This window comes from Paraburkholderia aromaticivorans (assembly GCF_012689525.1).
Classification (GTDB): domain Bacteria; phylum Pseudomonadota; class Gammaproteobacteria; order Burkholderiales; family Burkholderiaceae; genus Paraburkholderia; species Paraburkholderia aromaticivorans_A.
Map to the genome: position 1 here is coordinate 636858 of NZ_CP051514.1, position 26781 is coordinate 663638.

Annotated in this window: 24 protein-coding genes and 3 pseudogenes; 20 read left to right on the forward strand and 7 right to left on the reverse strand. The window is 60.1% G+C overall.

Going from position 1 to position 26781, the window contains the following annotated elements; all coding sequences use genetic code 11:
- Positions 1-41: 41 nt before the first annotated feature.
- The 5 genes and pseudogenes from HF916_RS02945 to msuE all read right to left on the reverse strand — a co-directional run.
- Positions 42-284, reverse strand: a pseudogene (locus tag HF916_RS02945) (ABC transporter permease subunit); the annotation flags it as partial.
- 13 nt (positions 285-297) lie between these two features.
- Positions 298-1092, reverse strand: coding sequence for an ABC transporter ATP-binding protein (locus tag HF916_RS02950; RefSeq protein WP_240975323.1), 795 nt, complete (start codon positions 1090-1092; stop codon positions 298-300).
- Positions 1093-1095: 3 nt separating this feature from the next.
- Positions 1096-2244, reverse strand: a complete 1149-nt coding sequence (locus HF916_RS02955) for an AMP-binding protein (RefSeq protein WP_168787747.1) — start codon at positions 2242-2244, stop codon at positions 1096-1098.
- Positions 2244-3347 (reverse strand): dimethylsulfone monooxygenase SfnG, encoded by a 1104-nt coding sequence (gene sfnG, locus HF916_RS02960; protein ID WP_168787748.1) that lies wholly within the window; start codon positions 3345-3347, stop codon positions 2244-2246. Before sfnG ends, HF916_RS02955 begins: the two co-directional genes overlap by 1 nt.
- 28 nt (positions 3348-3375) lie before the next feature.
- Complete coding sequence (msuE, locus tag HF916_RS02965) at positions 3376-3957, reverse strand: FMN reductase (protein WP_168787749.1); 582 nt, start codon at positions 3955-3957, stop codon at positions 3376-3378.
- Positions 3958-4323: 366 nt separating this feature from the next.
- Between msuE and HF916_RS02970 the strand changes: the two are divergent.
- A pseudogene (locus tag HF916_RS02970) lies at positions 4324-5232 on the forward strand (sigma-54 interaction domain-containing protein); the annotation flags it as partial.
- Positions 5233-5324: 92 nt separating this feature from the next.
- On the opposite strand, the gene HF916_RS02975 reads toward HF916_RS02970, so the two are convergent.
- Positions 5325-6569, reverse strand: coding sequence for an acyl-CoA dehydrogenase family protein (locus tag HF916_RS02975; protein ID WP_168787750.1), 1245 nt, complete (start codon positions 6567-6569; stop codon positions 5325-5327).
- Between the two features lie 813 nt (positions 6570-7382).
- Between HF916_RS02975 and HF916_RS50250 the strand changes: the two genes are divergently transcribed.
- From HF916_RS50250 to HF916_RS03015, 9 genes are all read left to right on the forward strand, one after another.
- Positions 7383-7895: a CopG family ribbon-helix-helix protein gene (locus HF916_RS50250; RefSeq protein ID WP_240975324.1), complete on the forward strand. Its 513-nt coding sequence runs from the start codon at positions 7383-7385 to the stop codon at positions 7893-7895.
- Positions 7892-8215 (forward strand): type II toxin-antitoxin system RelE/ParE family toxin, encoded by a 324-nt coding sequence (locus HF916_RS02985; RefSeq protein ID WP_168787751.1) that lies wholly within the window; start codon positions 7892-7894, stop codon positions 8213-8215. The genes HF916_RS50250 and HF916_RS02985 overlap by 4 nt, the downstream gene beginning before the upstream one ends.
- Positions 8216-8830: 615 nt before the next feature.
- Positions 8831-10054 carry a site-specific integrase gene (locus tag HF916_RS02990; protein WP_168787752.1) on the forward strand — a complete coding sequence of 408 codons (1224 nt, stop codon included), beginning with the start codon at positions 8831-8833 and terminating at the stop codon, positions 10052-10054.
- 1 nt (position 10055) lies between these two features.
- On the forward strand, positions 10056-10898 hold the full coding sequence (locus HF916_RS50255) for a hypothetical protein (RefSeq protein ID WP_240975325.1): 843 nt from the start codon (positions 10056-10058) through the stop codon (positions 10896-10898).
- On the forward strand, positions 10859-11608 hold the full coding sequence (locus HF916_RS50260; RefSeq protein ID WP_240975327.1) for a tyrosine-type recombinase/integrase: 750 nt from the start codon (positions 10859-10861) through the stop codon (positions 11606-11608). The genes HF916_RS50255 and HF916_RS50260 overlap by 40 nt, the downstream gene beginning before the upstream one ends.
- Complete coding sequence (locus tag HF916_RS03000) at positions 11605-13929, forward strand: hypothetical protein (protein WP_168787753.1); 2325 nt, start codon at positions 11605-11607, stop codon at positions 13927-13929. Before HF916_RS50260 ends, HF916_RS03000 begins: the two co-directional genes overlap by 4 nt.
- A complete protein-coding gene (locus HF916_RS03005; RefSeq protein WP_168788971.1) occupies positions 13922-14413 on the forward strand; it encodes a hypothetical protein in 492 nt (163 codons plus the stop codon). The genes HF916_RS03000 and HF916_RS03005 overlap by 8 nt, the downstream gene beginning before the upstream one ends.
- A gap of 77 nt (positions 14414-14490) precedes the next feature.
- The gene (locus tag HF916_RS03010) at positions 14491-14994 is read left to right on the forward strand and encodes a hypothetical protein (RefSeq protein WP_168787754.1); all 504 of its coding nucleotides are present in this window, start codon (positions 14491-14493) and stop codon (positions 14992-14994) included.
- Between the two features lie 346 nt (positions 14995-15340).
- Positions 15341-15487, forward strand: a complete 147-nt coding sequence (locus HF916_RS03015; RefSeq protein ID WP_168787755.1) for a hypothetical protein — start codon at positions 15341-15343, stop codon at positions 15485-15487.
- Between the two features lie 258 nt (positions 15488-15745).
- On the opposite strand, the gene HF916_RS03020 is transcribed toward HF916_RS03015, so the two are convergent.
- Positions 15746-16651, reverse strand: coding sequence for a LysR family transcriptional regulator (locus HF916_RS03020; protein WP_168787756.1), 906 nt, complete (start codon positions 16649-16651; stop codon positions 15746-15748).
- 160 nt (positions 16652-16811) lie between these two features.
- Here HF916_RS03020 and HF916_RS03025 point away from each other — a divergent pair, with 160 nt between their 5' ends.
- The 10 genes and pseudogenes from HF916_RS03025 (at position 16812) to HF916_RS03070 (ending at position 26124) form a co-directional block, all read left to right on the forward strand.
- Complete coding sequence (locus tag HF916_RS03025; protein WP_168787757.1) at positions 16812-18257, forward strand: MFS transporter; 1446 nt, start codon at positions 16812-16814, stop codon at positions 18255-18257.
- A gap of 142 nt (positions 18258-18399) precedes the next feature.
- Positions 18400-19302, forward strand: coding sequence for a DMT family transporter (locus HF916_RS03030; RefSeq protein WP_346777708.1), 903 nt, complete (start codon positions 18400-18402; stop codon positions 19300-19302).
- Between the two features lie 179 nt (positions 19303-19481).
- Positions 19482-20432: a ketopantoate reductase family protein gene (locus HF916_RS03035; protein WP_168787758.1), complete on the forward strand. Its 951-nt coding sequence runs from the start codon at positions 19482-19484 to the stop codon at positions 20430-20432.
- Complete coding sequence (locus HF916_RS03040; protein WP_168787759.1) at positions 20429-20821, forward strand: VOC family protein; 393 nt, start codon at positions 20429-20431, stop codon at positions 20819-20821. Before HF916_RS03035 ends, HF916_RS03040 begins: the two co-directional genes overlap by 4 nt.
- Position 20822: 1 nt before the next feature.
- Entirely contained in the window at positions 20823-21281 is a 459-nt protein-coding gene (locus tag HF916_RS03045; protein ID WP_168787760.1) for a MaoC family dehydratase, read from the forward strand.
- Positions 21281-22501 carry a CaiB/BaiF CoA transferase family protein gene (locus HF916_RS03050; RefSeq protein WP_168787761.1) on the forward strand — a complete coding sequence of 407 codons (1221 nt, stop codon included), beginning with the start codon at positions 21281-21283 and terminating at the stop codon, positions 22499-22501. The genes HF916_RS03045 and HF916_RS03050 overlap by 1 nt, the downstream gene beginning before the upstream one ends.
- Complete coding sequence (gene aroE, locus HF916_RS03055; RefSeq protein ID WP_168787762.1) at positions 22501-23334, forward strand: shikimate dehydrogenase; 834 nt, start codon at positions 22501-22503, stop codon at positions 23332-23334. Before HF916_RS03050 ends, aroE begins: the two co-directional genes overlap by 1 nt.
- Before the next feature lie 18 nt (positions 23335-23352).
- The gene (locus HF916_RS03060) at positions 23353-24141 is read left to right on the forward strand and encodes an enoyl-CoA hydratase-related protein (protein ID WP_168787763.1); all 789 of its coding nucleotides are present in this window, start codon (positions 23353-23355) and stop codon (positions 24139-24141) included.
- A 77-nt stretch (positions 24142-24218) separates the two neighbouring features.
- Positions 24219-25580 carry an MFS transporter gene (locus HF916_RS03065; RefSeq protein ID WP_168787764.1) on the forward strand — a complete coding sequence of 454 codons (1362 nt, stop codon included), beginning with the start codon at positions 24219-24221 and terminating at the stop codon, positions 25578-25580.
- 107 nt (positions 25581-25687) lie between these two features.
- Positions 25688-26124 (forward strand): annotated as a pseudogene (locus tag HF916_RS03070) (type II 3-dehydroquinate dehydratase).
- Positions 26125-26781 lie beyond the last annotated feature (657 nt).

A 26781-nucleotide genomic window follows, 5' to 3' on the forward strand; every position in this document is an offset into this window, starting at 1 on the left:
GTAGACGAATTTTACTTGACCGCGTTAATGCGACAAAACCCGAGGCGGCCGATCAGCAAGGCGATCAGCACCAGTGCCGCGAGCGCGAGGCCGAACGCGAAGACCGGGTTCACCTGCCGCTCGACGAGGCTCACGTAGGTCAGCGCGCCAAACAGCACCATCGACCCCTGGGCGAAATTGAAGACGCCGGATGCCTTGTAGATCAGCACGAAGCCGATGGCGACCATCGAGTACATCACGCCCGCCAGCAAGCCGCCGACGAGTACTTCGAGAAAAAATCCCATGTTCTGTGGTCTCTCAATGACGGGTGCCGAGATAGGCGGCCAGCACATCCGGGTTGCTGCGTACGTCGGCGGGGGCGCCGTCGGCAATCTTCTTGCCGTAGTCCAGCACGACCACGTGATCGGACAGGTCCATGACTACGCCGATGTCGTGTTCGATGAGCACGACGGTCACGCCGAATTGCGTGTTGGCGTCGAGCACATAGCCGGCCATGGCGCGTTTTTCGTCGGCATTCATGCCGGCCATGGGCTCGTCGAGCAGCAACATACGCGGCTCGGCGGCGAGGGCACGGGCCAGTTCGACACGCTTTTGCACGCCGTACGGCAGCGTGCCGACGGTGGTGTGCCGGTAGCGTTGCAGATCGAGCGCGTCGATCACGACTTCGGCGTACTGGAGCTGCGCGCGTTCATCGGCGCGCGCGCGGCCAATGTTCAAAGTCTGTTCGAGCCAGGTGCTGCGCCGGTGCAGATTGCGGCCGGTCAGCACGTTGTCCAGCACGCTCATACGGCGAAACAGCGCGATATTCTGAAATGTGCGCGCAATGCCGCTGTGCGCCGCGTGATACGGATTCATGCGCCGATAGGCGCGGCCAGCGAAATGCACGCTGCCATGCTGCGGTTGATAGACCCCGTTGATGACGTTGAGCAACGAGCTTTTGCCCGCGCCGTTCGGGCCGATCAATGCGCAGATTTCACCGCTGCGCACGGCGAAGCTGATATCGGTGATCGCGTTCACGCCTTTGAACGACAGCGAGATGCGATCGAGCGACAACAGTGCGTTGGAAGACGAAGTCATGGAAAGTTGAGTCATGCATCAATACGCCGGTTGTTCCGCCGCGCCGTCCGCGCCATGACGCTCACGCGTTGCAGCTTCGCGCGGGTGCTCGACGCGCCGCCACTCGCCGGTATCGGGCCAGGCGCGCACGTCCACACGCAACGCGCTGAATAGCGATGCGGTCGTCTCGTCGAGCGGCGGCCCGATGACGAGCGCCGCATGGGTGCGCGAAAAGCCGATCACCTCGCGCAACGGGCGGGTGATGAGCCACCAGGTCAAGGTGCGAGCGAGCGGGCCGCCCTGTCTGCGTCGCGCCCGGCTGATCAGGCGGCGGCGCCATGAGCGCATGCCCGGCAAGCGCTCATCGACGAGCTGGGCCACCCGCGCGTAGGTTTCGCGCGTGCCGGCCACCAGCGTCGGCGCGAGTTCGCGGCGATCGTTGTCGCGTGTCGCCAGCGACTCCGGAAAATTCAGGCGGAATCCGCTCACTACCCAGGGCGCGATCAGGTAGCGCGCCTGTGAGGCCGCCGCAAAGGCGCGCGCGGCGAACGCCTCGTCGAGCGCGGTCAGCTTCTCCTTGCCGATGAGTTGCTCTGCTTCGCGTATCAGCGTCGCATGGGAGAAACGTTGCGCAACGAGCTGTCCGTCCGCATCCAGACGCACGAAGGCGAAGGCGTCGTCGTGAGGACGCGCGCTCGAGGTGAAGCGGCCTTCGTGCAGGATCGACAGTGCGCGATAGTCAGTGACAGCAGGATGCGGATGAGGCGACAGGTTGCGCGGGTTGGCGTCGATCACGCGCAATCCGTCATGCGCGAGCAGACGGTCCAACTGGCTGTCGTCTGCGGCGAACACGAAGCGTGGCGCGAGCTGCGTGAGCGCCGCGCGCAACGTGCCGTCGGCGATTTGCGGATCGAGCGGGATGGCCACGCCACCGTTCCACTGAGCCGCGAGCGACAATAGCAGCGCCTCTTCACGCGGAGGACTGACCAGCAGCACGGCGTCGCCCGCGGTAAAACCGCGTTGCGCGAGACCGGCGGCCAGTCGCTCGACCGCCGTGGCCACGTCCTGCCACGGCAACGCGTGCCATGCGCCTAGCCGCTTGTGGCGCAACGCGATGGCATGCGGCCGGCGCTGCGCCTGATGGCGCAGCCACTCCGGCAGCGTCGGCGGCTGTGCGTGCGCCGTCATCAGGCAGCCTTTGCCTGCTGCTTGCGTTCGAGCTCGCGCACCAACGGCAAGACGCGCTTGCCGAAGTACTCCACCTCTTCGATGAAATGGAGGAAGCCGGCCAGCACGAGATCCACGCCCACTGACTTCAATTCGACAATGCGCTCGGCAATCTGTTGCGGCGTGCCGATAAGGTTGGTGCGGAAACCGTCGTTGTATTGCACGAGGTCTTCGAAACTCGACTTGGCCCAATTGCCTTCGCCTTCGGGCGAAGCCTTGCCGGCCTGCTTCACCGCGTCGCCGAACGCATGCACGGCTTCGACGTGCGCATGTTTGATGATGTCCGCCAGTACGGCCTTGGCTTCTTCTTCGGTATCGCGCGCGATCACGAAGGCGTTCACGCCGATGCGCACCTTGTGGTTGTTTCTGGCTGCCTTGGCCTGGATGTCGTCGATCTGCGCTTTGAGGTTCTCCGACGTATTGCCGTTGGTGAAGTACCAGTCGGACACGCTGGCGGCGTTGTCGCGAGCGGCGCGTGAACTGCCGCCCTGGAAGATCTCGGGATGAGGTTTCTGAACCGGCTTCGGACTCAGCGTGTAATTGTTGAAGCGGTAGAAGTCGCCCTTGAAGGTGAAGTTGTCCTGCGTCCAGATGCCTTTGAGCGCCTGAATGAATTCGTTTGAACGCCGATAGCGTTCGTCATGTTCGAGCCATGGCTCGCCGATCGCCGTGAACTCGCCTTTGAACCAGCCGCTCACCACGTTGATCGCGATACGGCCGTTCGAAATATGGTCGATCGTGGCCAGTTGTTTGGCAACGACTGCGGGATTCCACGGGCCGGGCAGAATCGCGGCGAGCACCTTAAGTTTGGTGGTGGCGTGCAGCAGCGCCTGACTGAACGAAACCGACTCGTGCTGATATTCGGCGCCGTACCCGGCGGTGAAACGAATCTGGCTCAACGCGTAGTCGAAACCCGCCTGCTCCGCGGTTTGCGCGAGCTTCTGGTTGTACTCGAGACTCCAGTCGGTGCGTTGTTCGATCGTGCTGACAACCAGGCCGCCGCTGACGTTGGGCACCCAGTAGGCGAACTTGACGTCGTCGTCGTGAGAAGGGTTCTGGCTCATGGTGTTCCTGATGGTTGAGTGAAGGGGCTTAGGCAGCCAGTGTCGCGGCTTGCGCAAACGAATCGGGGAGGCGGCCCGCATGCAGCCAGGGCAGCGCGCGCGTCACCGCCAGCGCAATGCGCTCTTCCAGTGCCGGGCTTGAAATGGCATAGCCGTTGAAGTCCGCCTCGGACGCGTACACGCCGACCGGCAGCGTGCGCGCCTGAAAAAAGCTGAACAGCGGACGCAACTGATGATCGATGACGAGCGCGTGACGATCACTGCCGCCGGTCGCGGCGAGCAGAACCGGCACATCGAAGAGCGCCTCGTGATGCACGAGATCGAACAGATGCTTGAAGAGTCCCGTGTACGACGCACGGTAGACCGGGCTTCCCACCACCAGCAGGTCGGCCGATTCAATGGCCTTGATATGCGTCTCCACGTCGGCAGGCACCTGCGCGCGATGAACCGCGCCGGCGAGACTCGGGGCGATCTGGCCGAGGTCGACGAGATGCGTGTCGACCGGCACTGCGTTGCCGAGTGCGGCGAGCACACGTTCGACCACGACGAGGGTGCGTGACGGCCGTTGTAATCCACCGGACACGGCGACCACTTTCAATCTGTTGCTCATGCGAACAATCCTTTCAATCGGGAAACTAATTAATCTGGACTGCAACCTATTTAGCGAATACCGTGCCATCGCTTTTGCGCAGACAGACCATGCCCGCGGCGCATCTGCCGATCTGCCTCGATCAGTACGCTGAGCCAAAGGGCATAACCGTTTGAGTCTGCTTTGAGTCTGTTTCCCGCCCGCATATCGCGGTGGCATGGAACGATTGCAGGCTGACGTATGAAGCTGGTGAAGCAGGATGGTCTCGCCGCTGCTGCTGGAGCAGCAGCGGCGAGTGGGAAGGGACGCCTTCAGTCTTTCAGTCATCGACTGGTCTGCCGCCTGAGAGACGTCGGGTGGCGGGATTGCTGACGTAGAAACTGCATCGATAACGACGCTGGCAAGGAGTTGGTCGCGCGTCATGTGCACAACCTGAGCGCCCGCAAGGACGGCCCGTTTATCGCGGTCAATTGCGGCGCGTTTTCCGAGTCGCTGGTGGAGAGGGAATTGTTCGGCCACGAGAAGGGCGCGTTTACCGGTGCGTTCTGCGCGAAACCCGGCTGGTTCGAAGCGGCTAATGGCGGGACGCTGTTTCTCGATGAAATCGGTGACCTGCCGCTGCCGATGCAGGTCAAGCTGTTGCGCGTGCTGCAGGAACGCGAGATCGTGCGGCTCGGTTCGCGCCGGAGCATTCCGATCGATGTGCGCGTGCTGGCCGCCACCAACGTGCATCTGCAGGACGCCGTGGCGGCGGGGCATTTCCGCGAGGATCTGTTTTACCGGCTGAATGTCGTGCATCTGGCCGTGCCGACGTTGCGCGACCGGCCCGGCGATATCTTGCCGCTGGCCCGATACTTCATTGAAGAATATCGGAACCGGCTGGGATATGGTGCCGTCGATATTGACCCGCACGCGGAGCGCAAGCTGCTGGAACATGGTTGGCCGGGCAATATTCGCGAACTTGAAAACGTTATCCATTACGCGCTACTTGTGTGCCGCGGTGATTCACTGGGCGAGGGCGATCTGCAGATGTCGTCGTTCGGGATAGCTGGGGCGCGGCGAGCGGCCAACGAACCGGCGGCGACGACATCGCTTGGAGAGCTGGAGGCGGCGTTGCGTCATCTGTTCGATAACGCGGAAGGCAACCTGTTCGAACAGATTGAAGACACCGTCATGCGCGTGGCGTTCGACTTCTGCTACCGGAACCAGATTCAGGCCGCGAGGCTGCTCGGCATTAGCCGCAATGTATTGCGGGCGCGCCTGATTCGCGCAAAGCAGATTTCGGCGCAGAAGTAGCTCACGCGTGGAGTCGTCGAGGCAGTTTATTGCGTGTGTTCTCGGAGATCGGAGCGGATCGGCCGCGAGACCAGTCCGCTCGATGTCGCGCCCTATGCCGCCGTTGTGCTATTGCCGATCTGCCAGACAAAGGGCGGCTCGTTGCCGTTGATTTCCCAGTCGCCGACGATCCGTTCCTTGTAAATGAGCGGATTGTGCGATGCCGCCGTGCGAGCGTTGCGCCAGTGACGGTCCAATAGTTTGTTTTCGCTCGTACCCGACGCGCCGAGCGCGTTGAACAGGTCGGTGGTCGCCTGGAGAATCAGACCCGCCACGGCCACCTGCGCTTTGGCTGATTCAATTTCGGCGGCTACGTTTGCAGCCAGTTCGGCATTGCGATCAGTGCCGAAGCGTGTTTCGTACGCTCTTTGCGACGGTTCGGCCGCACGCACGGCCGCAGCCTCAGCGGCATACACGCGCGCCGCGATTTGTCCCACCACCTGCTGCACCTGAGCATCTTCGCTGACGCGCGGCGCGTTGCCATGGCTGTAAACACGGGTACGTTTGCGCACCTCATGCGAGATGTCGCGCAATGCCGCGCGGCCCGTCCCCGCAATCACCGCGATCAGCACGAGCTGATAGAACGCGGTCTGATATTTGAAGCGCGTGGAGAAGTCGATGATGTTCTCTTCGTCGACAATCGCGTTTTCGAATACCGAGGTTCCGCTTCCAGTAGTGCGTTGGCCGAAGCCGTCCCAGTCGTCGCTTTGCGTGACGCCTGACTGACGTGTATTCACCGCGGCGATGACGTCGCCGCCGTTGTCGTCACGCTGCGCGTAGACGTCGATCCAGTCGGCGAAGATGCTGCCGGTGCTGTAGTACTTGGTGCCGTTGACAACCCATTGGTCGCCGTCGCGCGACACGCGTGTGATCACATCGCCTATCTTGACTGCGCCGACTTCGGTCCAGGCATTGCCGACGATTTCACCGTCCACGAAGCGTTGAAGCCATTTCTCCCTGGCAGCGCCGGGAGCGGCGTTGATCCTGTCCTCGACGAAAGCGAAGTGGCCACGCAATGCTTGCGGCAAGCTCGAGTCGGCCTCGGCCAGTTCGATCAGGAGTTGCACGAGCTGCGGTAGCGACGCGCCGGCGCCACCATACTCGACCGGCACTCGGACGGCGCCGAATCCGGCTTCCTTCAGCCAGATGATCTGCTCATAAGGCAGCGCTCGTGTGCGTTCGCGTTCGAGCGCGCCTTGCGCGATCCGCTCGAAGATCGGCCTGAACGTGGCGGCCAGTTGTTCGTAGTCGGCGCCGGATGAAAGCGGCGATTTTTCCAGTTCGATTTGTGATGTCATGCGCCTGCTCAAAGTCAAGGTGTGGAGTGGGGCGGAGCGATGGGGCTCTCGTCGTCGGAAGTAGACAGCACAAGGTGTGCCATCGTGCTTACCTTCTCTGGACCTCGACAAATGGGCATGGCAAGGATTCCTTTCTGCTGGGGCTGAAGCAGTGTGCTGATGAGGTGCTGGTCCGGGAGCAGTAGAAAGTTTTGCGGGCTATCGGCCGCTTACTCCAAACGCATGGACGCCAACATGACGGGGCGTTCGGATTACCCAAACACGGCTGGAGCCGACGAATTTCCTGTCTGCGGAATGTGACGGAGAACATAGCCTTTGCCGTATAGCACGCAGCAGTAACTGTGGCATGTAGGTTTCCATGTCGTGAGCGTGCATCGGACGCACCGCACAAATCGATATATTTTGCTCTGGCGACCGGACGACAAAGGATACGTGTTCCGTACATCGAGCGCCGGCCGCTTTCCTGAGATGCAGGTTCGCGTGCATCTCTGCGACTTCAATATCGGCTGCGCAAACATCGCTGTTCAGGTCGAGGCAGTCGGCCCGCTGACCTTCATGACTACGTTGCGGGATCAGTTGGACGGTGACGATGGCCGGCGCTCCTTGTTCGTCGGCCCAACTGGAAGGTCCTGCTGGGCAACTTCATCGCGACGCCCCGTATGAGCCGCACTCAGCTTGTAAGGGTGCGAAGGGCCATTCCGAGCATGAATGATGGTGTTGCATGGTGAGTTCGACGACTGGGGCTGGTACTTGACCGGGCGCACCAGAACTTGATGCAACGACGAACGCTATGCCGGGCTAATCGTGCGATTCGTGCGAAATCTGGCGGTGGCCGCACGCAGAGCCGCTCGCAGCAAGGCTTTGCGACGCACTGCTTTCGCGCAATCGACGCCCACAATTCGTCGATCGATAAGGATTTCCAGAAACAAACCGCCAGAAATGCACGAAAAGTACGTCGACCCCGGGAAGACGCACGCCTTCAGACGATTCGTCACCGTGGGTTTATTGTTTTATAATAGAAGCTATTGGAAACTCATAATCTGGCTTGCAATGACCGCAATAGCGACAACCCGGACCCTGACTGCGCAGGTACCCGTGGCGTTGGCCGAGGAGGTTGACGCCCTGGCCGAGCAGATCGAACGCCCGAAGCAATGGATCATCAAGAAAGCCTTGATCGCGTACCTGGCGCGTGAAAAGGAAAAGCGACGTCTGATCCAGGAGGGCTTGGACGACGTTGACGCAGGCCGTGTGGTTTCGATGGAGCAAGCCGAAGAGTGGGCGGATAGCCTCGGAACGCAAAACGAACGGCCCGTGCCGCGTGCATGACCGTGCCCGTTGAACTGACCAGCAAGGCCATGTCCGACCTCGCTCAAATCGCTGACCACGTCAAGCTTTACAACGACGTCACAGTGGCGCGAAAGGTAGTTAAGGCACTGTTGGCCGAAGCGAAGAAGCTGGGCGAGGACCACCACCACCGGCTCGGGGAAGAACTGGACGGATACGACGGCCCGCCGCCCCGCGAGGTTCACAAGTGGGTGTGCCTGGGCGGGCGATACGAAATCCATCTCGAAATCAAACCCGCATACGCCGACCCTCCCAGCACAATCTTCGTGCTCCGGGTATGGGACACAAGGCAGGACCGCTGACCATCGGGCATGACAAAGCGGGGCATTAGCCCGCCTGCGCGGGGTGTGACCGGGGCAAGTAGCCTTGCACCCGCGCATGTGCACGTAGCCATACTTCGCACATATCAGGGAGGATCCGGGCCCGAGACGATGCCAGTGAATGGCCTGGGACCCGTAAGATCAGCGCTGGTGAACATGCCGACACTTGCGGTGTGTGGTTCATCGGGGTTCCAAAGAAAACGCCCGCGCTATTCACGCAGGCGTTTCCGTGGCCCCGCTACCGCGCCCCAATGAACGATTTCTCGTCCGCTACTGCTTCAGGGGCCGGCTTCCGCGCGGCTCCCTTCCAGTATAGGACGTGCAGCGGGAGATCCAAGTCGGCGAAACTGGCGTTCAGATGGCACAGAAGGGAAAGCCTGTTTCGCGAATGAAACAGGCTTTCACGAAAAACCGCTCCGTTCCGCAGCCGTCGGTTTGCAGGACCGCCACGTCGTTTCCCGCGTCGATATTTGACATAAGATAAATTATCAACCTATGTGGTCAGTTTGAAAGTGTTGCATGGAAGCGCAACGAGTCAGCAATCTGACACACGGTGAATGGTAGATTTGGCCGTTGCGTATTCCTCGCGAGCGGCCCGTGTTTTATCAACTCAACAGCAACCTTGTTCCTGCTGCACTTCGTGGCCCGGTGTTGGTCGGCAAATCTGGCATACCACGCTATTGGTCTGCGATTTGGTCGGCAACGTCGGTAGCACAGCTCGCCGATTCAACGCTCACGCAGAAGCTTCGGTACGTTGAAAATCTGTATCAGCATGCGGATAACCTGATTGGCGTCGGCGCGCTTGATGATGCCCTGAGTGGATTTGACGACGAGACACTGGCGGCAATTCTCGAATCGTGGTTCATCTCGATCCGCAATCAACCGGCGGTAACCAGTGCGGACGAAAATCGCTGGCAGACTGGCCTGGGGTTTGTAACAGACGTCATCACCTGGCTTTCCAGCGCCCGGCGCGCCGACGATCGGCTCAGGCACATTGAGCAGCGATTGCACCGGCTGTCTTCGCTTTATAGCCAGTTGCACGTTCGCAGGAGCGCTGCCGCGGACGCGGTCCGATCGCTTCCAGCGAGTACTGTCGAAGCGCTGTACGCGCTGCTTGATCCAGAATGCTCCCAAAATCCGTTTCTACGCATGAAAACGCGCTGGCGTGTTTACGTCGCATTTGTGCTGATGTTGCATCAGGGGCTGCGGCGAGGCGAGATCCTGCTGCTTCCTGCGGACGCGGTGAAAAGCGCCTATGACCAGAAGCAGAACAGGACTCGGTACTGGCTCAATGTTCAGGAAAACGAGTATGAAGATGACGATGGCGACCCACGGTATTCGAAACCTTCGATCAAAACTGTGCACTCCGTCCGGCAGGTGCCCGTCAGTCAGCTAACGGCCACCATAGTAGAGACCTACGTAGAAAACTATCGCGGCCGGCCCGATCACCCGTTCCTGCTGAACGCTCAATCCAATATGCCGCTCGCCACCGAAACGCTGACAAAGGCGTTTGCCCAGGTGTCGCGCTGCCTGCCGTCTGACGTATTGAATGAGCTGCAGAATCGGACTGGTAAGGAATCCGTAACACCTCACGATCTACGCCACTCGTGTGCGGTCGTTCGACTCCATCAATTGCTCGAGCAAGGCGATTCAATGGACGTGGCCCTTCAAAAAATGCGGACCTTCTTCGGCTGGTCAAGTAAATCGGTCATGCCATCGCGCTACGCCCGTGCCGTATTCGAGGATCGACTTGCGAATGTCTGGAACGATGCCTTTGATGATCGGGTTGCCCTCCTACGCGCCCTACCAAAGGGGCATTGACATGAGCGGGTCGCAGATGTCGAGCGAACTGTTTCGCTCTCTGGACGCGGGGCAGAACGACCCTATTGAGAGGGTGTTGGCTGCCCTGCCCATTCTGCCTCCTGTCATCCGCTACTACGATGAATTCGATGACTGTGTGAGGTCAATACCCGATCCCGAAGGTTCCGATTCGTTCGAATACATGTACGATGGCTCGAGAGGGGCATTTGACTTTGCCCGGTTTGGGAAGGCCTACGGGTTACTTCTAAAACAGGTCTTCGCATTTGTGCTCGGCGAGGACCTCAGCATGTCTACGGTTCTCCATGCCGTAGGCGGTGGCTTGCATGTCAGCCGCGACGAGATGGCATCGGTGCTGAGCGCAACGCCGACCGGAATCCTCCGGCTGTGGACGATCCTGCGCTCGCGGGACATACCTACGACGGCCTACTCGTGCGTCAAGACGGTTCTTCGCATGCTATGTCGCCATCGGTTGAACGGCTGGTCTGAATCGTATCTGGAGTTCCTGAGTGCACTCCCCTGGCCAGCAGGGGACGCCTATGCGGGCGTTCGATCTGGAGACGCGTTTCTCTCAGTCGACGAGGAAGCGTGCATTGTTCGTTACCTGGACAGCATTGCCGATCAGGTTGCCACGGAATCCGGGCACGCAGCGGAAGCATTACCTCCGGCATTGGATGAGGCAGGCATGTTGCTGTGCGCCTACCAGTTTGGCATGCGCCCGTTCAGATCGCGAAACTGGAAATGCGCAATGTGCGTATCTGGCACGACGTATCCGATCCAATGCCAACGGTCCATCTTACCTTCCACATGGCCAAGCAGAAAAGTGAGTCCCGGAGGAGGCCTCTGACTCGCAAGGTCAAGCGTGAATGGGCTCCGATCTTCGCTTCCTTGTACGCAAAACGACAGGTCGAAAGCGCGCCCGGTTCAGCCCGCTTCTTCGCGATCGAATCTGCCCAGGATGCCGGACGCCGGATTGCCGGAGCGGTAAGGAAGCTGATTGGCTCAAGCGATCACGGTACGCCTACGGACCTTCGTCACACTGCTGCCCAACGACTCGTCGACGCCGGCGCGAGCCACGAAGAGCTAGCCGAGTTTCTGGGCCATTCGCACACACAGACGGGGCTGGTGTACTACGCGACATCTGCCACCCACGCGGAACGGGTCGACCGGGCGCTCGGTGCGTCGGACGTCTACCGGCGCGTCGCAAAGCTCGCGCACGACCGGTTCATCTCCCCGGAAGAGCTCACCTTGCTCAAAGGCGAGCAGCAGATCGCTGGTGTGCCTCACGGCATCCCGATTGCAGGTATCGGTGGCTGTACGTCGGGACAGCCTGCCTGCCCGTATAACCCGATCACGTCTTGCTATGGATGCAGGAAGTTCATGCCCCTGCACGACAAGGCGATGCATGAGCGCGTGCTGGCCGAGATGCGCGAAGTGGTGATCTTCTTCGACCAGAGTTCCCGCGGCGACACCCGGTCGCCGGCATATCTGCAGTTGCAGCGCACGATCGCTGAGATACAGGCGGTCATCGTGGAACTGGAACGTGAACCCCGATGAATCCACACTACTCCGCATTTATCGACCTGGGCAAAACGCTGGCCCATGGCAAAGGCCTGTCATGGGACATGCCTCTCGACGAAACAGGCGCTGCATGCGACGGTGTCGGTTGGAACATCACCATCGTTGCCGGCGACGTACCGCCGCCGACCCATTACCTGCGAGATTTGGGAGCCGATGCGAAGGCATTGGCGACCGTCAATGCGGAGCGCGCCGAGCTGGGCCTGACGCCGCTGCCCCGACGCCCGCTATCTGCCGCCTGGCAGGATCTCATCAAGGCGGCCGTTGCCGAACAGTTGCTGTTCAAACGCAACACCACCGGACACGTCATGCAGCACATCGCGCGACCGCTCCGGGTGGTTGCAACATGCGTGGATAAGGATCCCTGGCAACTGACCGCTGATGATCTGCGTATCGCGATTCGCATCGGCGCGGCGATACAGGCCAGCGGCAAACTGGGCGATCTGGTCATCGGTATCGTCAAGGTGATTCTTGATGCCCAGCACCTCTGCGATGCGGGCCCGCTGTACTCGTCGCTGGCCGTTCCGCGGATGAAGGGCAAGGGCGCGATCAAGGCGAAACATACCTGGTCGCGGGAGAAGTTGCGCGTCGACCTGGAGGCGCGCAAGCGCGACGAGCGGCTACCCGAACGCAGGGCGTTCTGGGAACTGGCCCGAATCGTGATGACCGAGAAGCCGCGTACGTTCATGGACGATCTGCGGTTCGCCGTCGTGCGGACAATGATCGTGACCGGCATGCGTGCGGGCGAAGCTGCCCTGCTGCCGGTGGACTGGAAGCGCGAGCGGACGTATCTGGACTCAAAGGGCCGGCCTGCCGGCGACGCCGGTGGAATCTCGACGTCACTGATGGCGCGGCACTTCGCGGAAAAGCAGCAGGACGAGGCGTCAGACAGCCGCATCCTGCGTGAAAACACCCAGCCTGTTCCCGACATGTTCCGGGCCCTGCTGACCGAGACGCTTGACCACGTCGCGAAGCTCACAGATCCGCTACGCGCGACGCTGAAGCTGCAATGCCAGACGGGGCGTCTGCTCCCGTGGTACCCGGCCGACAGCCTCGTGCCCGTCATCGAAGTCTATACGCGGTTGATGGGAAACCCGTTCTGGCTGGATATCGAGCAGGAGCCGTTCATCGAACGCTACCGTAACGACTTCGATCCTGCGGTACTCATTGAGTTGCACGGCCATCAGCTGGAACGACGTCGCAGTGGTGACGTTAGGCTCAATATGGCTGTCTATCAGTTCGGAAATCGTCTGGTAAAGGCGATGCGCGAGGGCAAGACTGGCATGCGTTTCCGCCACGGGAACGGCTCTCCCATTGGTCTTCCTGAACGTATGGAATGGCACACGACGCATCTGCACGTTGGAGAACTTGAAGAGCATATCCGGCTCAAAACGCCAACGAAGGTATCGGATATCACCCCATTGCCGCTTGCGGTCGGTGTCGTGCAGCCATGGGAGTTTCTGTTCGTGCAGCCCAAGCGCTCGCTCGCCGAGGAGCGCAACGATGGCTTGTGCGACGTGACGCGTTATCTGGCAGTCAACCGTCCAGACCCGACGTTCATCGGACAGGCGCTTGGCGACGCGCAACATCTGCCGTCACTGTTCGAAAAATACGGACAGACTGACGAAGACCGGGCCCTGAAGATCGAGTCGCACGTGCTGCGTCATCTGCAAAACACCGAGCTGTTCCGGCTGGGCGTCGCCGACACCATCATCTCGAAGCGCTTCAACCGGCGCAGCGTCGCCCAGAGTTACGAGTACGATCATCGCAGCCTCGCCGAGGATCTGGAGCAGATTGAGATTCCGCAGGATATCGAGATCATGCTCGGTGAAAAAGCCGGCACGGTTGCCAGGCTCATCAAGGGCGGCAAAGCCAATGGCCCGATCGTGGATGCGTTCCGGCGCATTCAGGCAACGGAGGGCGACACGACCGCGTATGAATACCTTCGTGCCGAAACCGGTGGTTTCCATGCCACACCGTATGGGCATTGCCTGAATTCGTTTACGGTCGATCCCTGCCCTAAACATCTCGAGTGCTTCGCGGACTGCCGCCACCTGTCGGCCACCGATCTGCCCGAGAACCGGCAGAACCTGATCCGGCTCGAGGGCAAGTTCAAGCTTGCCCTCGAGTCGATCAAGGCCAGACCATCGACCAGCATCGGCTGGCAGAACCAGCTTGACCACGCAGAGAAGCGGCTGGCCGGCGTACAGAAACTTCTTGCAACACCAGCGGGCGAACATCCCTTCCCGGATGGCGTTGACCTGTCATTGCCCCGGCAACGCGGAGTACTTGATGACTGAACCTGACGAAACCATACCGTCCAGCGACGACGACCAGATGCGCGAGATTCTCGAAACGCTGCTGGCAGATGATGAAGACATCACGGCGCGCGCCGTTGCACGATCGCATCCGACCATCAAGGCAGCATCGTCGATCACCCGCAGTGAGTCGCGCAGCAGGCTGATTGCTCAATATCAGCAGCGGCAGGCCGACTACCGACGCTGGCGCGTCCGTGTTGCCAAACGCTCGGGCACAGATACCGCAGCATCGCTTGCCGACAAGGATATCCGGATTGCAGAACTCGAAGCCACTGTGCAACTGTTGACTGCTTCGCACCTTGCGATGCTGCGCGCGGTCGGCGAACTCGGCGGCTTCAGCAGGTGGGCGAAATTCTATGAATCTCACCGGGACGCCCGTGACAAGCTGGCAGAACTCGGCGCCATACCGGCTGCACCGGTCTCGGCCATGCCGGTAGAGCGCGATGGGAAAAAGATCAAACGATAGTTCTTGCCCGATCCCCCCGGCCGCGAAATGGCCGGGGTTCGCAGCGGAAGCTGCATTCCTCCCGAAAGGAGCATCAGATGTCCTATTGCCACTTCTTCCAGACGCTGCATGACGAGGCGCACCCGGTTGGTAACCTCGGCCGCGGCACCCACTACTCCGTGCTGCGTGCACCGGTCTGGCATGACGAGTTGTTGAACCGGATCGAGCGGTGCGCGTTTCTCGACTTCGCCGTTATCTGGGATGAAGACCACGATGATCGCGTGATCGACGCGGCCATGGTGCTTTACATCGGCGCCCTGCTTCCCCCGGTACGGTATATCGGAGAAAGAAAAGGTGTACTGACTGTGCTTCTGGCACCCGACGTCGTGCGGAACTGGGAAGCGGACAGGCTGGAACAGTATCGCAACAACATTAACGACATCTGCCAGTGCCTCGAGGACCCGTGGACCGCGCAGGTCGATAGCGTCGATGGTCAGGACCATTCGATCATCCACGCATCACGCGCAGACGTCGCCGTCTATCTCAAAAATATCGACGTGCTGTGGCGCCTCGGCGTGAACCCCAAGACGCAGGTCGGCTAGCGGGCAGCCGAGCGCGCAACAACAGGGCGGCAAGAGAGCGATCTTAGGTGAAATCCTGTTGCGTCGAATCGCAACAAAAACCGGGGCTGCCTGTGCGCAACAGGCAATGCCCCAAAAGGTGGTTGTCCTGTGGATAACTCGGCCGCCTTACCCGTTGAAATATAAAGAAAATCCGAAAAACCAAAGCAACGCAACACCAAGCCATACATACCAAGATTCACCCAGAAAATTCTGGGTGGCCATGTTTAGTGACCGTACAGCTGGAAAAGAATTTTATGTCAAGTTTCTTTCACGCTGATTCCGGAGCCCTCAGCCGGCCACCAGACCTTCGAACCGCTCCGACATCATGGACATCCACGCCAGCTACGAATACAGCCATGCGTCTGACCCGCGGGCGTTCATCGGGACCGTGCCTGCACAACTGGTCGCTGATGTTCCGGCGAACATTCCGCGCGCGCTTCTATCAGAATACATCGCCGCGTTGATTCTTTAGCGATCACCAACGATGGGCGAACTCCGGAGGCTGAAGATTCTCTGAACGTCCAGGCACCGCTGCAGACCTCGAATTTTCGCAAGCGACGGACGATCGGCCGCCATCGACCTAACTCGGACCGTCAGTTCGCCACATCCCAAACGCCCGTTTTCCGAAGTGAAACGGCCGCTGCGACAATTGATTAAACAGATAGCAATGAAGCGCGAGTGCGATCATTTTCTCGTAAGTATTACGAGCGTCAACTCGGGTCGTTTGTCATCAACCTGCGCTGCAAAACAGTTGCACGACCAGACTTCGCAACCAGCGGTTTCCCGCTTCGTGATGATATCTGGCGTGCCAGTGCTGCCGCACCGCGAAGCTATCCACCGGAACCGGACAGGGATGAACCGCCAGATCATTGATCTTCGCCAGCGTTTCGCCAATGTGCCGGGGCAGCGTCGCTATCAGGTCGGTGCTTTTGATGATCGCCCCGAGTCCGAGAAACCCAGGTAATTCCAACACCACCTCGCGTTCGATGTGTTCACGCACCAGAGCCTGCTCCAGAAGCTGCGCGCCTGTCCCCGCTGTGATCGCGACGTGTCCCTCGGCGCGGTACTGCTTAAGCCCGAGCTTGCTCTTCAGTCTCGGATGATGGCGATTCGTCAGACAGACCCAGTCTTGCATGTAAAGCTGCTGTTGATAAATCCCGCCTCCAAGCCAGGGTACATGCCCAATTGCAAGGTCTGCCTCGCCCGATTCCAGCGCACGTTCAGTATTGCCGTCTATACGCGCCGCTTCCAGGCGTATACCCGGTGCCTGCACGCGCACATGCGCGAGCATTCGCGGCAATAACGTGATGTGACTGGCGTCGGTCATGCAGATCCGGAACCGCCGTTTGGCGGTGGCGGGATCAAACGCAATTTCCCAGGCCGCGAAGCGCCGCAGCGATTCCAGAATTTCCCGGCAAGGCCCGATCAGTGCGTCGGCCTGTGGCGTCGGCGCCATGCCGGCCGGCGTTCGGATGAATAGCGGGTCCTGCAGATGCTCCCGCAACCGTCCCAACCAGATGCTGATCGTTGGCTGGCTCTGCCCAAGCTGCTCAGCTACGCGGGTGACACTGCGTATGTCGTAAAGAAGATCGAATAACTGCAGCAGCTTTAGATCGGGGAGTTCGGTTGAGTTCATAGGACTATTGTGTAACGCAATGACGTCATTGCAATCATAGCATTGCGAGAATGAACATCCGCTCGTATCTTGAACTGCAGGTCGAAGATCGACCAATTTGAATCACCGAGAATGCAGCCGGCGATGCTGCTCCGGCCAACTTAAAAAATCAGGAGACGTCATGGAAAGAAAATCTCAGTCGCTGGGCGGTACTGGCGAGGGTCCGCCCAGTGCGAAACAACGCAAACAGGCGAGGAAAGCGAGAGCCAGCGGCTGGATAGGGTCGGCGCTTGAATATTACGACTTCTTCATTTATGCGCAGGCCGCCGCGCTAATCTTTCCACAAATCTTCTTCCCCTCAGGCAACCCGAAGATCGCCATAGTTGCCTCGCTGGCGACCTACGGCGTCGGCTATGTGGCTCGACCGATCGGTGCGTTCTTTCTCGGCCACTGGGGCGATACCCAGGGACGCAAAACCGTCCTGCTGCTGTGCATGTTCATGATGGGCTTCTCCACCATGGCTGTTGGCCTTCTGCCGACCTATCATTCGGTCGGCATGCTCGCCCCGGCACTGCTCGTGATCCTGCGTCTCGTGCAGGGTTTCGCGGTAGCGGGAGAAATCTCGGGTGCCAGTTCGATGATCATGGAGCAGGCTCCGTTTGGCCGACGCGGCTACTTCGCCAGCTTCACGCTGCAAGGTGTGCAAGCCGGGCAGATTCTCGCTGCTGCCGTGTTCCTGCCGCTCGCGTACTACATGCCTGAAGAATCATTCGTCTCGTGGGGCTGGCGCATTCCATTCCTGTTGAGCGCGGTGGTGTTGCTGGCGGGCTACATCATCCGTCGTGAAGTCGAGGAAACGGCCGCGTTCGCGAAAGAAGATCAGCAGGGTCAGGTGGCGCGCGCACCGATTATCGAAGCGTTCAAATACAGCTGGCGCGACATGATCCGGGTCGTAGGCATGGCATTCATGAACGTCATTCCGGTCGTCGCAACGGTCTTCGGGGCGGCCTATGCGGTGCAGGCTTCGTATGGCATCGGCTTTCACAAAAGCGTGTACTTGTGGATTCCAGTCGTCGGCAACATCGTGGCGGTTCTGGTGATTCCGTACGTCGGCAACCTCTCCGATCGCATCGGCCGCCGGATTCCGATCATGGTCGGCGCGCTATCGTCCGGTCTGTTTTCATTCGGGTATCTGTACGCGATCAGCATTCACAACCTGCCGTTCGCGTTCCTCATGTCGATACTCATGTGGGGCGTCGTTTATCAAGGCTATAACGCGATCTTTCCTAGCTACTACCCGGAGCTGTTTCCGACCCGATCACGCGTCTCGGCCATGGCCATCGCGCAGAATCTGGGCACGACCATCACCGCCCTGCTTCCGGCACTGTTTGCTGCCGTGGCTCCGCCTGGATCGAACAATATTCCGCTCATCGTCGGATCGATTACGTTTGGGCTGACGATCATTTCGGCGCTGGCCGCGTGGAGCGCGCGAGAAACGTATCGCGTGCGACTGGATGATCTGGGCAACAGCGCTGCACTCCCGATCCCGAAGGAACAATACGATCAGTTACGGGCACAAACCCTGGACGACTTGCGAGTCGCCAAGGCCGCGCTGCAGGCACGCTAGCGGACCATGCTGCTCTTTTTTGCGGGAACGGGTGCACGGCAACGAAAGCCTGCGCCCACTCCCGTAGCCGTGGTCCGAATGCATAACGCTGATTGCCGAATTCCAGTGCTGCTGATCAGGTAGCGTTACCACAGGCATCCATTTGAAACGCCAGATCACGCTCCCGATGAACGCCGAGGCTGGCATTGTGCTGATGATCGGCACGACAGCAACGTTTGCCGCGAGCGATTCCACTGTCAAGGTCATCGGCGGCGCGGTGCCGCTGGTCGCCCTGCTCCTCGGACGCTACAGCTTCCAGGCCGTCGCTCTCGCCACGTGGCAGGCAAGGCAGGGCATCAACCCTTTGCGCAACGCCGGTGTGCTTAAACTGCAACTCCTGCGCGCGTTGCTGCTTCTTCTCAATTCGGCCAGTACATTTGCGGGCCTGCGCTATTTGCCGCTTCCCGTCGCCACTTCGCTCGCGATGATGGCGCCACTCATTGCGACGCTGCTGGCGGCTACCCTCCTCAACGAGAAAGTGCCGAAGAGCAAATGGTCAATGGTTGTTCTGGGCTTCATCGGCATGTTGATCGTCGTGCGACCAGGCAGCGGTGACTTTAGCTGGGCAGTGGCGTATCCGATCGGCGGCGCCACGACTTTCGCATGCTTTCAGGTCGTGTCGAGCAAACTGTCGACGGCCGGCGACCCGATCACGACCAATTTCATCACCGCATTGGTCGCGAGTATCGCGCTCGCTGGACTTCTATGGGTTGGTCAAGCTGACCTCCTGCCTGAAATCCGCAAAGTGACGGTTGGCAGTTGGCTGCTGGTCCTCGTGATGGCATCTCTCGCGACCTTCGGCCATCTGCTGATGCTACAAGCGTTGCGCAGAACGCCGCTCGCTCTCCTCACCCCTTTCGGCTACGCGCAGCTTGCATTCGCGACGCTTTTTAGCTGGGTGCTCTTCAGCAAGGTCCCCGACCTTTGGACCGCCGTCGGCATGCTCGTGATTGCCGTCAGCGGGATCGGCACCGTACTGCTGCATGCCCACGCACGGCGTCGATGAAACGCCGGAAACCTCGGCCATTGGGTACATCGAACCTTATCAGCGCTTTCCAAATGGTCTCGAAGACCGACGGTCATTCGCAGCACCATTATTATCCACGGCAATGACGTAATTAAATTCATTGCATTGCCGACATGATCCACGGCTTGTATCTTGATCTTCATGTTAAGGAGACGGCAGTGAAAATTGCAATTCTGGGTGCTGGTGCACTGGGTTGTGCGATTGGTGCAGCGCTAACCGAAGGTGGCAACGAGATCTGGTTGCTGAACCGCTCGGTGGCACATGTCGACGCAATGAGGCGTGACGGTCTACAGGTCGACGATACGAATGGCTCGCGTCGCGTGAAAGTTCATGCGACGACACGGGCTGCCGAAGCCGGCGGCGTCGATCTGGTTGTCGTGCTGGTCAAGTCATTCGATACCGACGCTGCGATGCGCGGCGCACTCGCACTGATTGGACCCGACACGCTGGTTCTGTCATTGCAGAACGGGCTTGGACATGAAGACGTGCTTGCCGACATCGTCGGGCGAGAGCGTGTGCTGGCTGGCAAAACTTATGTCGGCGGCGTGATGCGCAGTCCGGGGCACATCGAGTCGGGCGTCGTCGGCAAAGCGACTCACATTGGCGAGTTGGACGGCCGGATTACCTCACGCGCGAATGCGATTGCCGAAACGTTCAACGCATCGGGGTTGGACACGATCGTCAGCGCCAATATCGTCGGCACGATGTGGGACAAGCTGCTGGTCAACGTCGCGACTGGCGCACTCACGGGCACGACCGGGCTCACCTATGGCCAGCTTTACGACGAACCGCTTTTGAAGACCGCTGCACTCGCAGCGGTCGCCGAAGCGATCGCGGTCGCCGACGCCGCTGGCGTCACTCTCTCCACCACTGATCCTGAGCGCGCCTGGACCCTGGCCGGCGAAGGACTTTCGTCGGGCTTCAAGACATCGATGCTGCAAAGCCTCGAAAAAGGATCCATCACCGAAATCGACTTTATCAACGGCGCAGTCGTGCGCTGGGGACAACGGCACGGCGTGCCGACCCCGGTCAACGCGACGCTCGTTGCCTGTGTCAAGGGCATCGAGCGTTGCATGGCCGATCGACAAAAAAAGGAGACAACCGCATGAACGGCAGCAAGGCTTATCTGGAACACGTGGCCATCTGGGTGAAGGACATCCACTGGCATATCCGCTTCTTTGAGGACGTGCTGGGCATGACGATGCGCGAGGTCGACGGCACAGTCGATGAACCTCGCCAGTATTGGACGCTCGGCGGCCTGCAATTCATACATAACCCAAACCATGACGCGCCTGAGGGCCGGCTCGGCCACCTGGGTGTCATGTGCGAAGACATGGAAGCCGCGCTCGCCGCAGCGCAGCGGTACGAAGTTAGCGAGATGCCGCAGGGGCGCAACTGGTTACGTCTGCCCGATGGCCTCGCCGTCGAACTGATCCAGTCAAAGCCCGCCTCGTGCGTGGCGCGAGCACTGGACATCAACCCGCGCGCGGAGGCTTGAGATGACGATTGTCGATAAATACTGGGACGATGCCCGCGAAGGCGACGAGTGCGTGAGTCCGACCTACACGGTGACCAAAGAGCGCATTCTGGCCTACGCCGACCTGACGGGCGATCACACACCCGTTCACGTCGATGAAGAGTACGCCAATGCCAGCCATTTCGGTTCGATCGTTGCGCACGGCCTGTTCGGCTTATCCATTGCGGATGGCCTTAAAACCCAGAGCGAATACCGCTTTTTGCCGGGGATGTCGCTCGGGTGGACGTGGGACTTCAACCTGCCGATCAAAGTGAACGACGTGCTGCACGTGAAATTCCGTGTCGGCACGATGCGGGCAAGCAAGAGCCGTCCGGACTGGGGCATTGTCGTGCTGCCATCGGAGTTGATCAATCAGGACAGCCAGGTCGTCCAGCATGGCGAGCACCGCCTGATGGTGCCGCGCCGACCGGGAGCATTGTGATGCAAGCACGTCCTCTTGAAGGTATCCGCGTTGTCGATTACAGCCATTTCCTCGCCGGCCCGTACGTCGGACGCTGTCTCGCGGCGCTCGGCGCCGAAGTGATCAAGGTTGAACGCCCGGTCACCGGCGATGCGGGGCGTCAGCACGCCACCGTGCTGGACGACGAACAAAGCGCTTATTTCCTGCAACTGAACATGGGCAAGCGCGGCGTCAGCGTCAACATGCGCGATCCACGCGGCAAGGAGTTCATGCAGCGCCTGTGCGACTCGGCCGATGTATTCGTCGAGAACTACCGTCCGGGTGCACTGACCAGACTTGGGCTCGGTTACGACGAACTGTCGGCACGCAATTCCAAGCTCGTCTACTGCTCCATCTCCGCCTACGGCCACACGGGACCCGACGCGCATCGTGCCGGTTTCGGTCTGATTGCAGAAGCGAAGAGCGGAATCATGCAGATGATCGGCAACCCAGGAGAGCCGCCGCCGTTGATGCGCATTTCCCTCGGCGACATGTACACCGGTATTCACGCGGTGGCTGCGATTAACGCCGCGTTGCTGGGCCGCGTGAAGAGCGGTCGCGGTCAGCATATCGATATGGCCCTGTACGACACCCTGGTGTCGATGCACGAATACGCCGTGCAGTGCTACACGACGCAGGGCATCGTCCCTGAGCAGACCGGTCACGACATGCCTACGTCTACGCTTTACGGCGTGTTCCGGGCAGCGGACGGCGACCTCGTCATCGCTGCGCAGGTGGACGACGCGTGGAAGCGCTTTGCCGCCCTCGTCGAGACGCATGGCGGACCTGCCGGCTTCGGCACAGATGCGCGATTTCACTCGCTAAACGGCCGCAATGCCGACCGTCTGGACATTCTGTCGGTCGTGAAGCCCTGGGTTGCCGGTCGGCCAGTCGCGGAAGTTCTCGAACTACTCGACAGCATCGACGTGCCTTGCGCGAAAGTGCAGCGCATCGACGAGGTGCTGGCGGACCCGCAGATTATCGCGCGCGGCATGGTGGTCGAGCAGGAACACCCGCGCTTCGGCAAGTTGCGCCTGCCCAACCTGCCGTTCCGCTTCTCCGACTGCGACACGACCATCCGCGATGTCGGGCCGGACCTCGGTCAACATAACGCGGAAGTGGCCGCGTCACTTGGATTCGACGCAGCCCAGATTGATGCGATGCAGACCGATGGTGTGCTGTATTCAAAAGTGAGGCCGTGATGAGCGACCAGTACGCGGTGATCGGCAATCCGATCGGTCATACAAAATCCCCGTTGATTCACGGACTGTTTGCTGAAGAGTCAAAGCAGGACATGTTGTACACGGCAATCGAAGGACCGTTGCAGCCAGACGGCGCATTCGCTGCCACAGTCCGGTCGTTTATTGCGAGCGGCGGCAAAGGCATGAACGTGACTGCCCCGTTCAAGCTGAAAGCGTTCGCGATGGCCGACGAACGCAGTGAGCGGGCAGCGCTGGCTGGCGCTGCGAACGCGCTGAGTTTCAGGGACGGCCGGATCATCGCCGAGAACTTCGATGGCGTTGGCCTCGTACGGGACATCGAGGTCAATCTGAAACTGCCGATGGCCGGGAAGCGCGTGCTGCTTCTCGGCGCGGGAGGTGCGGTGCGCGGTGCATTGCTGCCGTTCATCGCGGCGCGGCCCGCTGAACTTGTCGTCGCGAACCGGGATGTCGCGAAGGTCAAGGCGCTCGTCGCACAAGTCACGACGGAGGGCTCCCTTGTTGCCTGCGGGTATGGCGACCTCGCTGCGATGGGACGCTTTGATCTGGTGGTCAACGCAACGTCGGCGAGCCTCACTGGTGAACTTCCGCCAGTACCGCCTGGCGTGTTCAGCCCAACGGGCGCAGCTTACGAACTCGCCTATGGCAAGCGCCTCACACCTTTTCTGCGACTCGCACGCGACACGGGTGTTCTGGGTATCGCGGACGGAGTCGGCATGCTAGTCGAACAGGCCGCCGAAGCGTTCTCATGGTGGCGTGGCGTGCGTCCTCAGACGCGAGCGGTGATCGACCGGCTCACCGTTCCCCTCGATTGATGCGTCCAGAGGTTGTCAATGACACCCGAGACATATCGTTACTGCCGCTATGAGGTCGATGGTCCGTTGCTGACACTGACGATCGATCGTCCTGAGGTTCTCAACGCGATGCATCCGGACTCGCATCGTGAGTTCGCCGATGCGTTCGATCGCTACGCCGCCGATCCGTCCTTGCGCGTTGCGATCGTCACGGGTGCAGGCGAGCGAGCCTTTTGCGTGGGTACTGATCTGAAGGCGCTCGACGCGACTGGTGATCACACGAAGCCATCCACCGGATTTGCCGGCATCACCCACCGCTTCGACTTGTGGAAGCCCCTGATCGCAGCGGTGAACGGTCTCTGCCTGGGCGGCGGCATGGAAATTCTCGCGGCATGCGACCTCGGCATTGCGGCCGACCACGCGCAATTGGGCTTGCCCGAACCTCGGGTCGGACTCGCTGCACTGGGCGGCGGATTACTTCAGCGCCTGCCGCGCCAGATCGGCATGAAGGCCGCGATGGCGCTCGTACTTACCGGCACACGGGTCTCAGCCGAAGAAGCGAAGCGGATTGGCTTGATCAACGAAGTCGTCCCGGTGAGCGAATTGATGATCCGTGCCCGCATGCTGGCCCAAGAGATTCTCTCGTGCGCTCCGCTTGCCGTGCAGGCGTCGAAACAGGTGATGCTGCAAAGCCTTGCGCGGGCCGACCTGGCCTCGACGATGCATGAAGACTACCCGCTCGCACAACGCATGCTCGCGAGCAACGATGCCCGCGAAGGTCCAAAAGCGTTCGCGCAAAAGCGTCGGCCGAACTGGACCGGAGACTGATCGAGGAACGACTCACCGCAAACACCCGTACCCAGCCACTCGGCCAGAGCGGCGAAGATCCAACCAGGAGACACAGGATGAATACCCGAAGAGAAACACTGGATCGCCACGCCAGCGTCGGCGCTGCGTCAGATAGCACGCAGATGGCAAACCGTGCGGCGCTGAGCAGCATCGCGGGTTCGGCACTGGAATGGCTCGATTTCGCCGCGTATGGCGCAATCGCGGCCACCGTCCTGCCGCAACTATTCTTCTCGAAGACCGATCCCACCACGGGCGCGCTTGCCGCGTTCGCGACCTTCTCTGTCGGGTTCGTCGCCCGTCCGCTTGGCGGCCTTGTTTGCGGCTATCTGGGTGATCGCGTCGGCCGCAGGAACATGCTGGTCTTCACGTTTCTGCTGATGGGTATCTGTTCGTTCCTGATCGGCGTGCTACCGACGTATGCATCGATCGGCGTGACGGCACCGCTCGCGCTGGTCGTGTTGCGATTCATGCAAGGGTTTGCTTTGGGGGGCGAAGTCACCGGCAGTCAATTGCTGACGATGGAACACGCGCCCAAAGACCGGCGCGGCTTCTATAGTTCCTTTATCGCGATGGGGTCGCCGCTCGCGCAAGTGCTGGCCAATGCGCTTCTGTTCGGGGTGGCCGCGTTGCTGACGAACGAGCAGTTCCTACGCTTTGGCTGGCGGGTCCCGTTCCTGTTCAGTTTCCTGCTGGTTGCGATCGGGCTATTCATCCGGATGCGTATTTCGGAAACCCCCGCGTTCAAAGCGGAAATGGAGAAGAAGCGTCGGGGCAGTGGTCAACCCGCTGTCGCATTCGGGAGCTATGCAGGGACTGTGTTCCGGCTGATTGTGGTTTGGGCGGCAGTGTCCATCGCCTATTTCATCGCGACGGTATTCATCCTCTCGTTCGTCACCAACAAACTGGGCATAGCCAAGCCGACCGCTTTTGCGATCCTGATTCTCGCGCACCTGTGCTCTATGTTTGCGATGGGCATCGGTGGCGCATTGTGCGACCGCATCGGGCGGCGTACGGCGATGCTGGTGGGATCACGCACCATGCTGCTTGCCTTCATCGTCTTCTTTCCGCTCGTTCTGAGCGGCAGCACCCCGCTGATCGCGCTGGCCGTCGTCTTCCTGCTGTGTGCAGCCCAGTTTCATGCAGGCGTGCAGCCCGCCTATTTCGCCGAAGCCTTCCCGACTGAAATCCGATACCGGGGGTCCGCGGTCGCCTACAACCTGGCCGTGGTGGTTGGCAGCAGTGCGCCGTTTGCCGCAACCCTGATCCAGGCGCATACCGGTGGTGCGACGTGGCCGATTGTTGGCTTCGGTATCGCGTTCAACCTGCTTTCGATGTGGGCGATTCACATCGGCCCGGAAAGTTGGCAAAAAGCAAAATTGACGCGTGATCGGGTCGGTTCTACGGGATGGTCCGAATAACCGGGGTATCACCGAAACGACAATCTAGGCTGCGAAGCAGTAGATCTGCTGTCGGTACGTAGGCCGGCGGGCTCATTGAAAATTCATTTCCTTATCTTTGGTTCATCATGAAAAAAATCCTGATGCTGCACGGCGCAACCACAACATGTTTGGCAAGCGTGACCCGGTTCAGTATGGAACAGCCACTCTGGCCGACATCGACCGCAAGTTGCTGGCACTCGGTGAAGAATTGGGCGTTGCGGTGGAGAGCTATCAGACAAACAGCGAAGGGGACATGTGTTCGCGTATTCACCAGGGATTCACCGACAAGGTTGCCGGCGTTCTCATCAACGCCGGGGCGTGGACTCACTACAGCTACGGTATCCGTGATGCGCTTGCGATACTGACAGTTCCGGTGGTCGAAATTCACATGTCGAACATTCAGGCGAGTGAAACATTTCGCCATATGTCGGTCTTCGCTGAGATCGTTCGAGGGCAGATATGCGGCTTTGGCATCGACAGTTACCTGCTAGGTCTTCGGGCGGTCGTGTCGGCTGCCGATTGAGTTTTCAGGGTTCTCGCTGCCGTCCCAGGCAGCTATCGAGGTATCGGTGGGGCCTGGTTGGCACAGTGATGTCGTATTAATTCCAGGCGCGCGACCTTTCTTCGTTGATGCGCCTTCCAAAAGAAGTCGACAGGAACGGTGCTACTCACGACCCTTCGAGGCATGAGCCTTGAGAAAGTCTTCCGGACGCTGGGTGCGGCCAGCGAGGGCCTGCCGGGCGGGCAGCCGACCTGCTTCGGGAATCTCCTACGGATGTCCGTTATCGGAAGCGCATAGGCCAATCAAAAGTCTCTCATCTGACTTTGACGGGTGTCCGTAGATGGCCGGTCGCTGACTGCCGCGTGACGCCGCCGATCTGTCACCAGAGTGGCGTCCCTGTCAATCGTGGCGCTACAAAGCGAGGGGAAATTTAGCCCCGCGCTGGTTCCCTGCTCCATCATGGCGTTCCGAGACGATGGCAGCCAGACTATGCATCGAAATCAGAAAACACGGTCGGGCCCATCGCAATAAATTCGAATGGATGGAGCGATCCAGACAAAATTCGCCTGTTCCGGCACTATCTATAGTCACTGCAGTACCAACACGACATCCAGATTTGTACCGTGGCGAAGCGGATTTTGCGTCGCTACTCTAGGTCGCTCTCATCATTGATGCGGA

Bases quoted from the DNA above. Each gene is read 5' to 3' on its own strand.
- HF916_RS50255 (WP_240975325.1), top strand. From the start codon at position 10,056: ATGAGCGGGTCGCAGATGTCGAGCGAACTGTTTCGCTCTCTGGACGCG.
- sfnG (WP_168787748.1), bottom strand. From the start codon at position 3,347: ATGAGCCAGAACCCTTCTCACGACGACGACGTCAAGTTCGCCTACTGG.
- HF916_RS03015 (WP_168787755.1), top strand. From the start codon at position 15,341: ATGGACATCCACGCCAGCTACGAATACAGCCATGCGTCTGACCCGCGG.
- HF916_RS03010 (WP_168787754.1), top strand. From the start codon at position 14,491: ATGTCCTATTGCCACTTCTTCCAGACGCTGCATGACGAGGCGCACCCG.
- HF916_RS03050 (WP_168787761.1), top strand. From the start codon at position 21,281: ATGCAAGCACGTCCTCTTGAAGGTATCCGCGTTGTCGATTACAGCCAT.
- HF916_RS02985 (WP_168787751.1), top strand. From the start codon at position 7,892: ATGACCGTGCCCGTTGAACTGACCAGCAAGGCCATGTCCGACCTCGCT.
- HF916_RS02955 (WP_168787747.1), bottom strand. From the start codon at position 2,244: ATGACGGCGCACGCACAGCCGCCGACGCTGCCGGAGTGGCTGCGCCAT.
- HF916_RS03005 (WP_168788971.1), top strand. From the start codon at position 13,922: ATGACTGAACCTGACGAAACCATACCGTCCAGCGACGACGACCAGATG.
- HF916_RS03060 (WP_168787763.1), top strand. From the start codon at position 23,353: ATGACACCCGAGACATATCGTTACTGCCGCTATGAGGTCGATGGTCCG.
- HF916_RS03020 (WP_168787756.1), bottom strand. From the start codon at position 16,651: ATGAACTCAACCGAACTCCCCGATCTAAAGCTGCTGCAGTTATTCGAT.
- msuE (WP_168787749.1), bottom strand. From the start codon at position 3,957: ATGAGCAACAGATTGAAAGTGGTCGCCGTGTCCGGTGGATTACAACGG.
- HF916_RS03040 (WP_168787759.1), top strand. From the start codon at position 20,429: ATGAACGGCAGCAAGGCTTATCTGGAACACGTGGCCATCTGGGTGAAG.
- HF916_RS02950 (WP_240975323.1), bottom strand. From the start codon at position 1,092: ATGACTCAACTTTCCATGACTTCGTCTTCCAACGCACTGTTGTCGCTC.
- HF916_RS50260 (WP_240975327.1), top strand. From the start codon at position 10,859: ATGGCCAAGCAGAAAAGTGAGTCCCGGAGGAGGCCTCTGACTCGCAAG.
- HF916_RS03045 (WP_168787760.1), top strand. From the start codon at position 20,823: ATGACGATTGTCGATAAATACTGGGACGATGCCCGCGAAGGCGACGAG.
- aroE (WP_168787762.1), top strand. From the start codon at position 22,501: ATGAGCGACCAGTACGCGGTGATCGGCAATCCGATCGGTCATACAAAA.
- HF916_RS03025 (WP_168787757.1), top strand. From the start codon at position 16,812: ATGGAAAGAAAATCTCAGTCGCTGGGCGGTACTGGCGAGGGTCCGCCC.
- HF916_RS02975 (WP_168787750.1), bottom strand. From the start codon at position 6,569: ATGACATCACAAATCGAACTGGAAAAATCGCCGCTTTCATCCGGCGCC.
- HF916_RS03065 (WP_168787764.1), top strand. From the start codon at position 24,219: ATGAATACCCGAAGAGAAACACTGGATCGCCACGCCAGCGTCGGCGCT.
- HF916_RS03000 (WP_168787753.1), top strand. From the start codon at position 11,605: ATGAATCCACACTACTCCGCATTTATCGACCTGGGCAAAACGCTGGCC.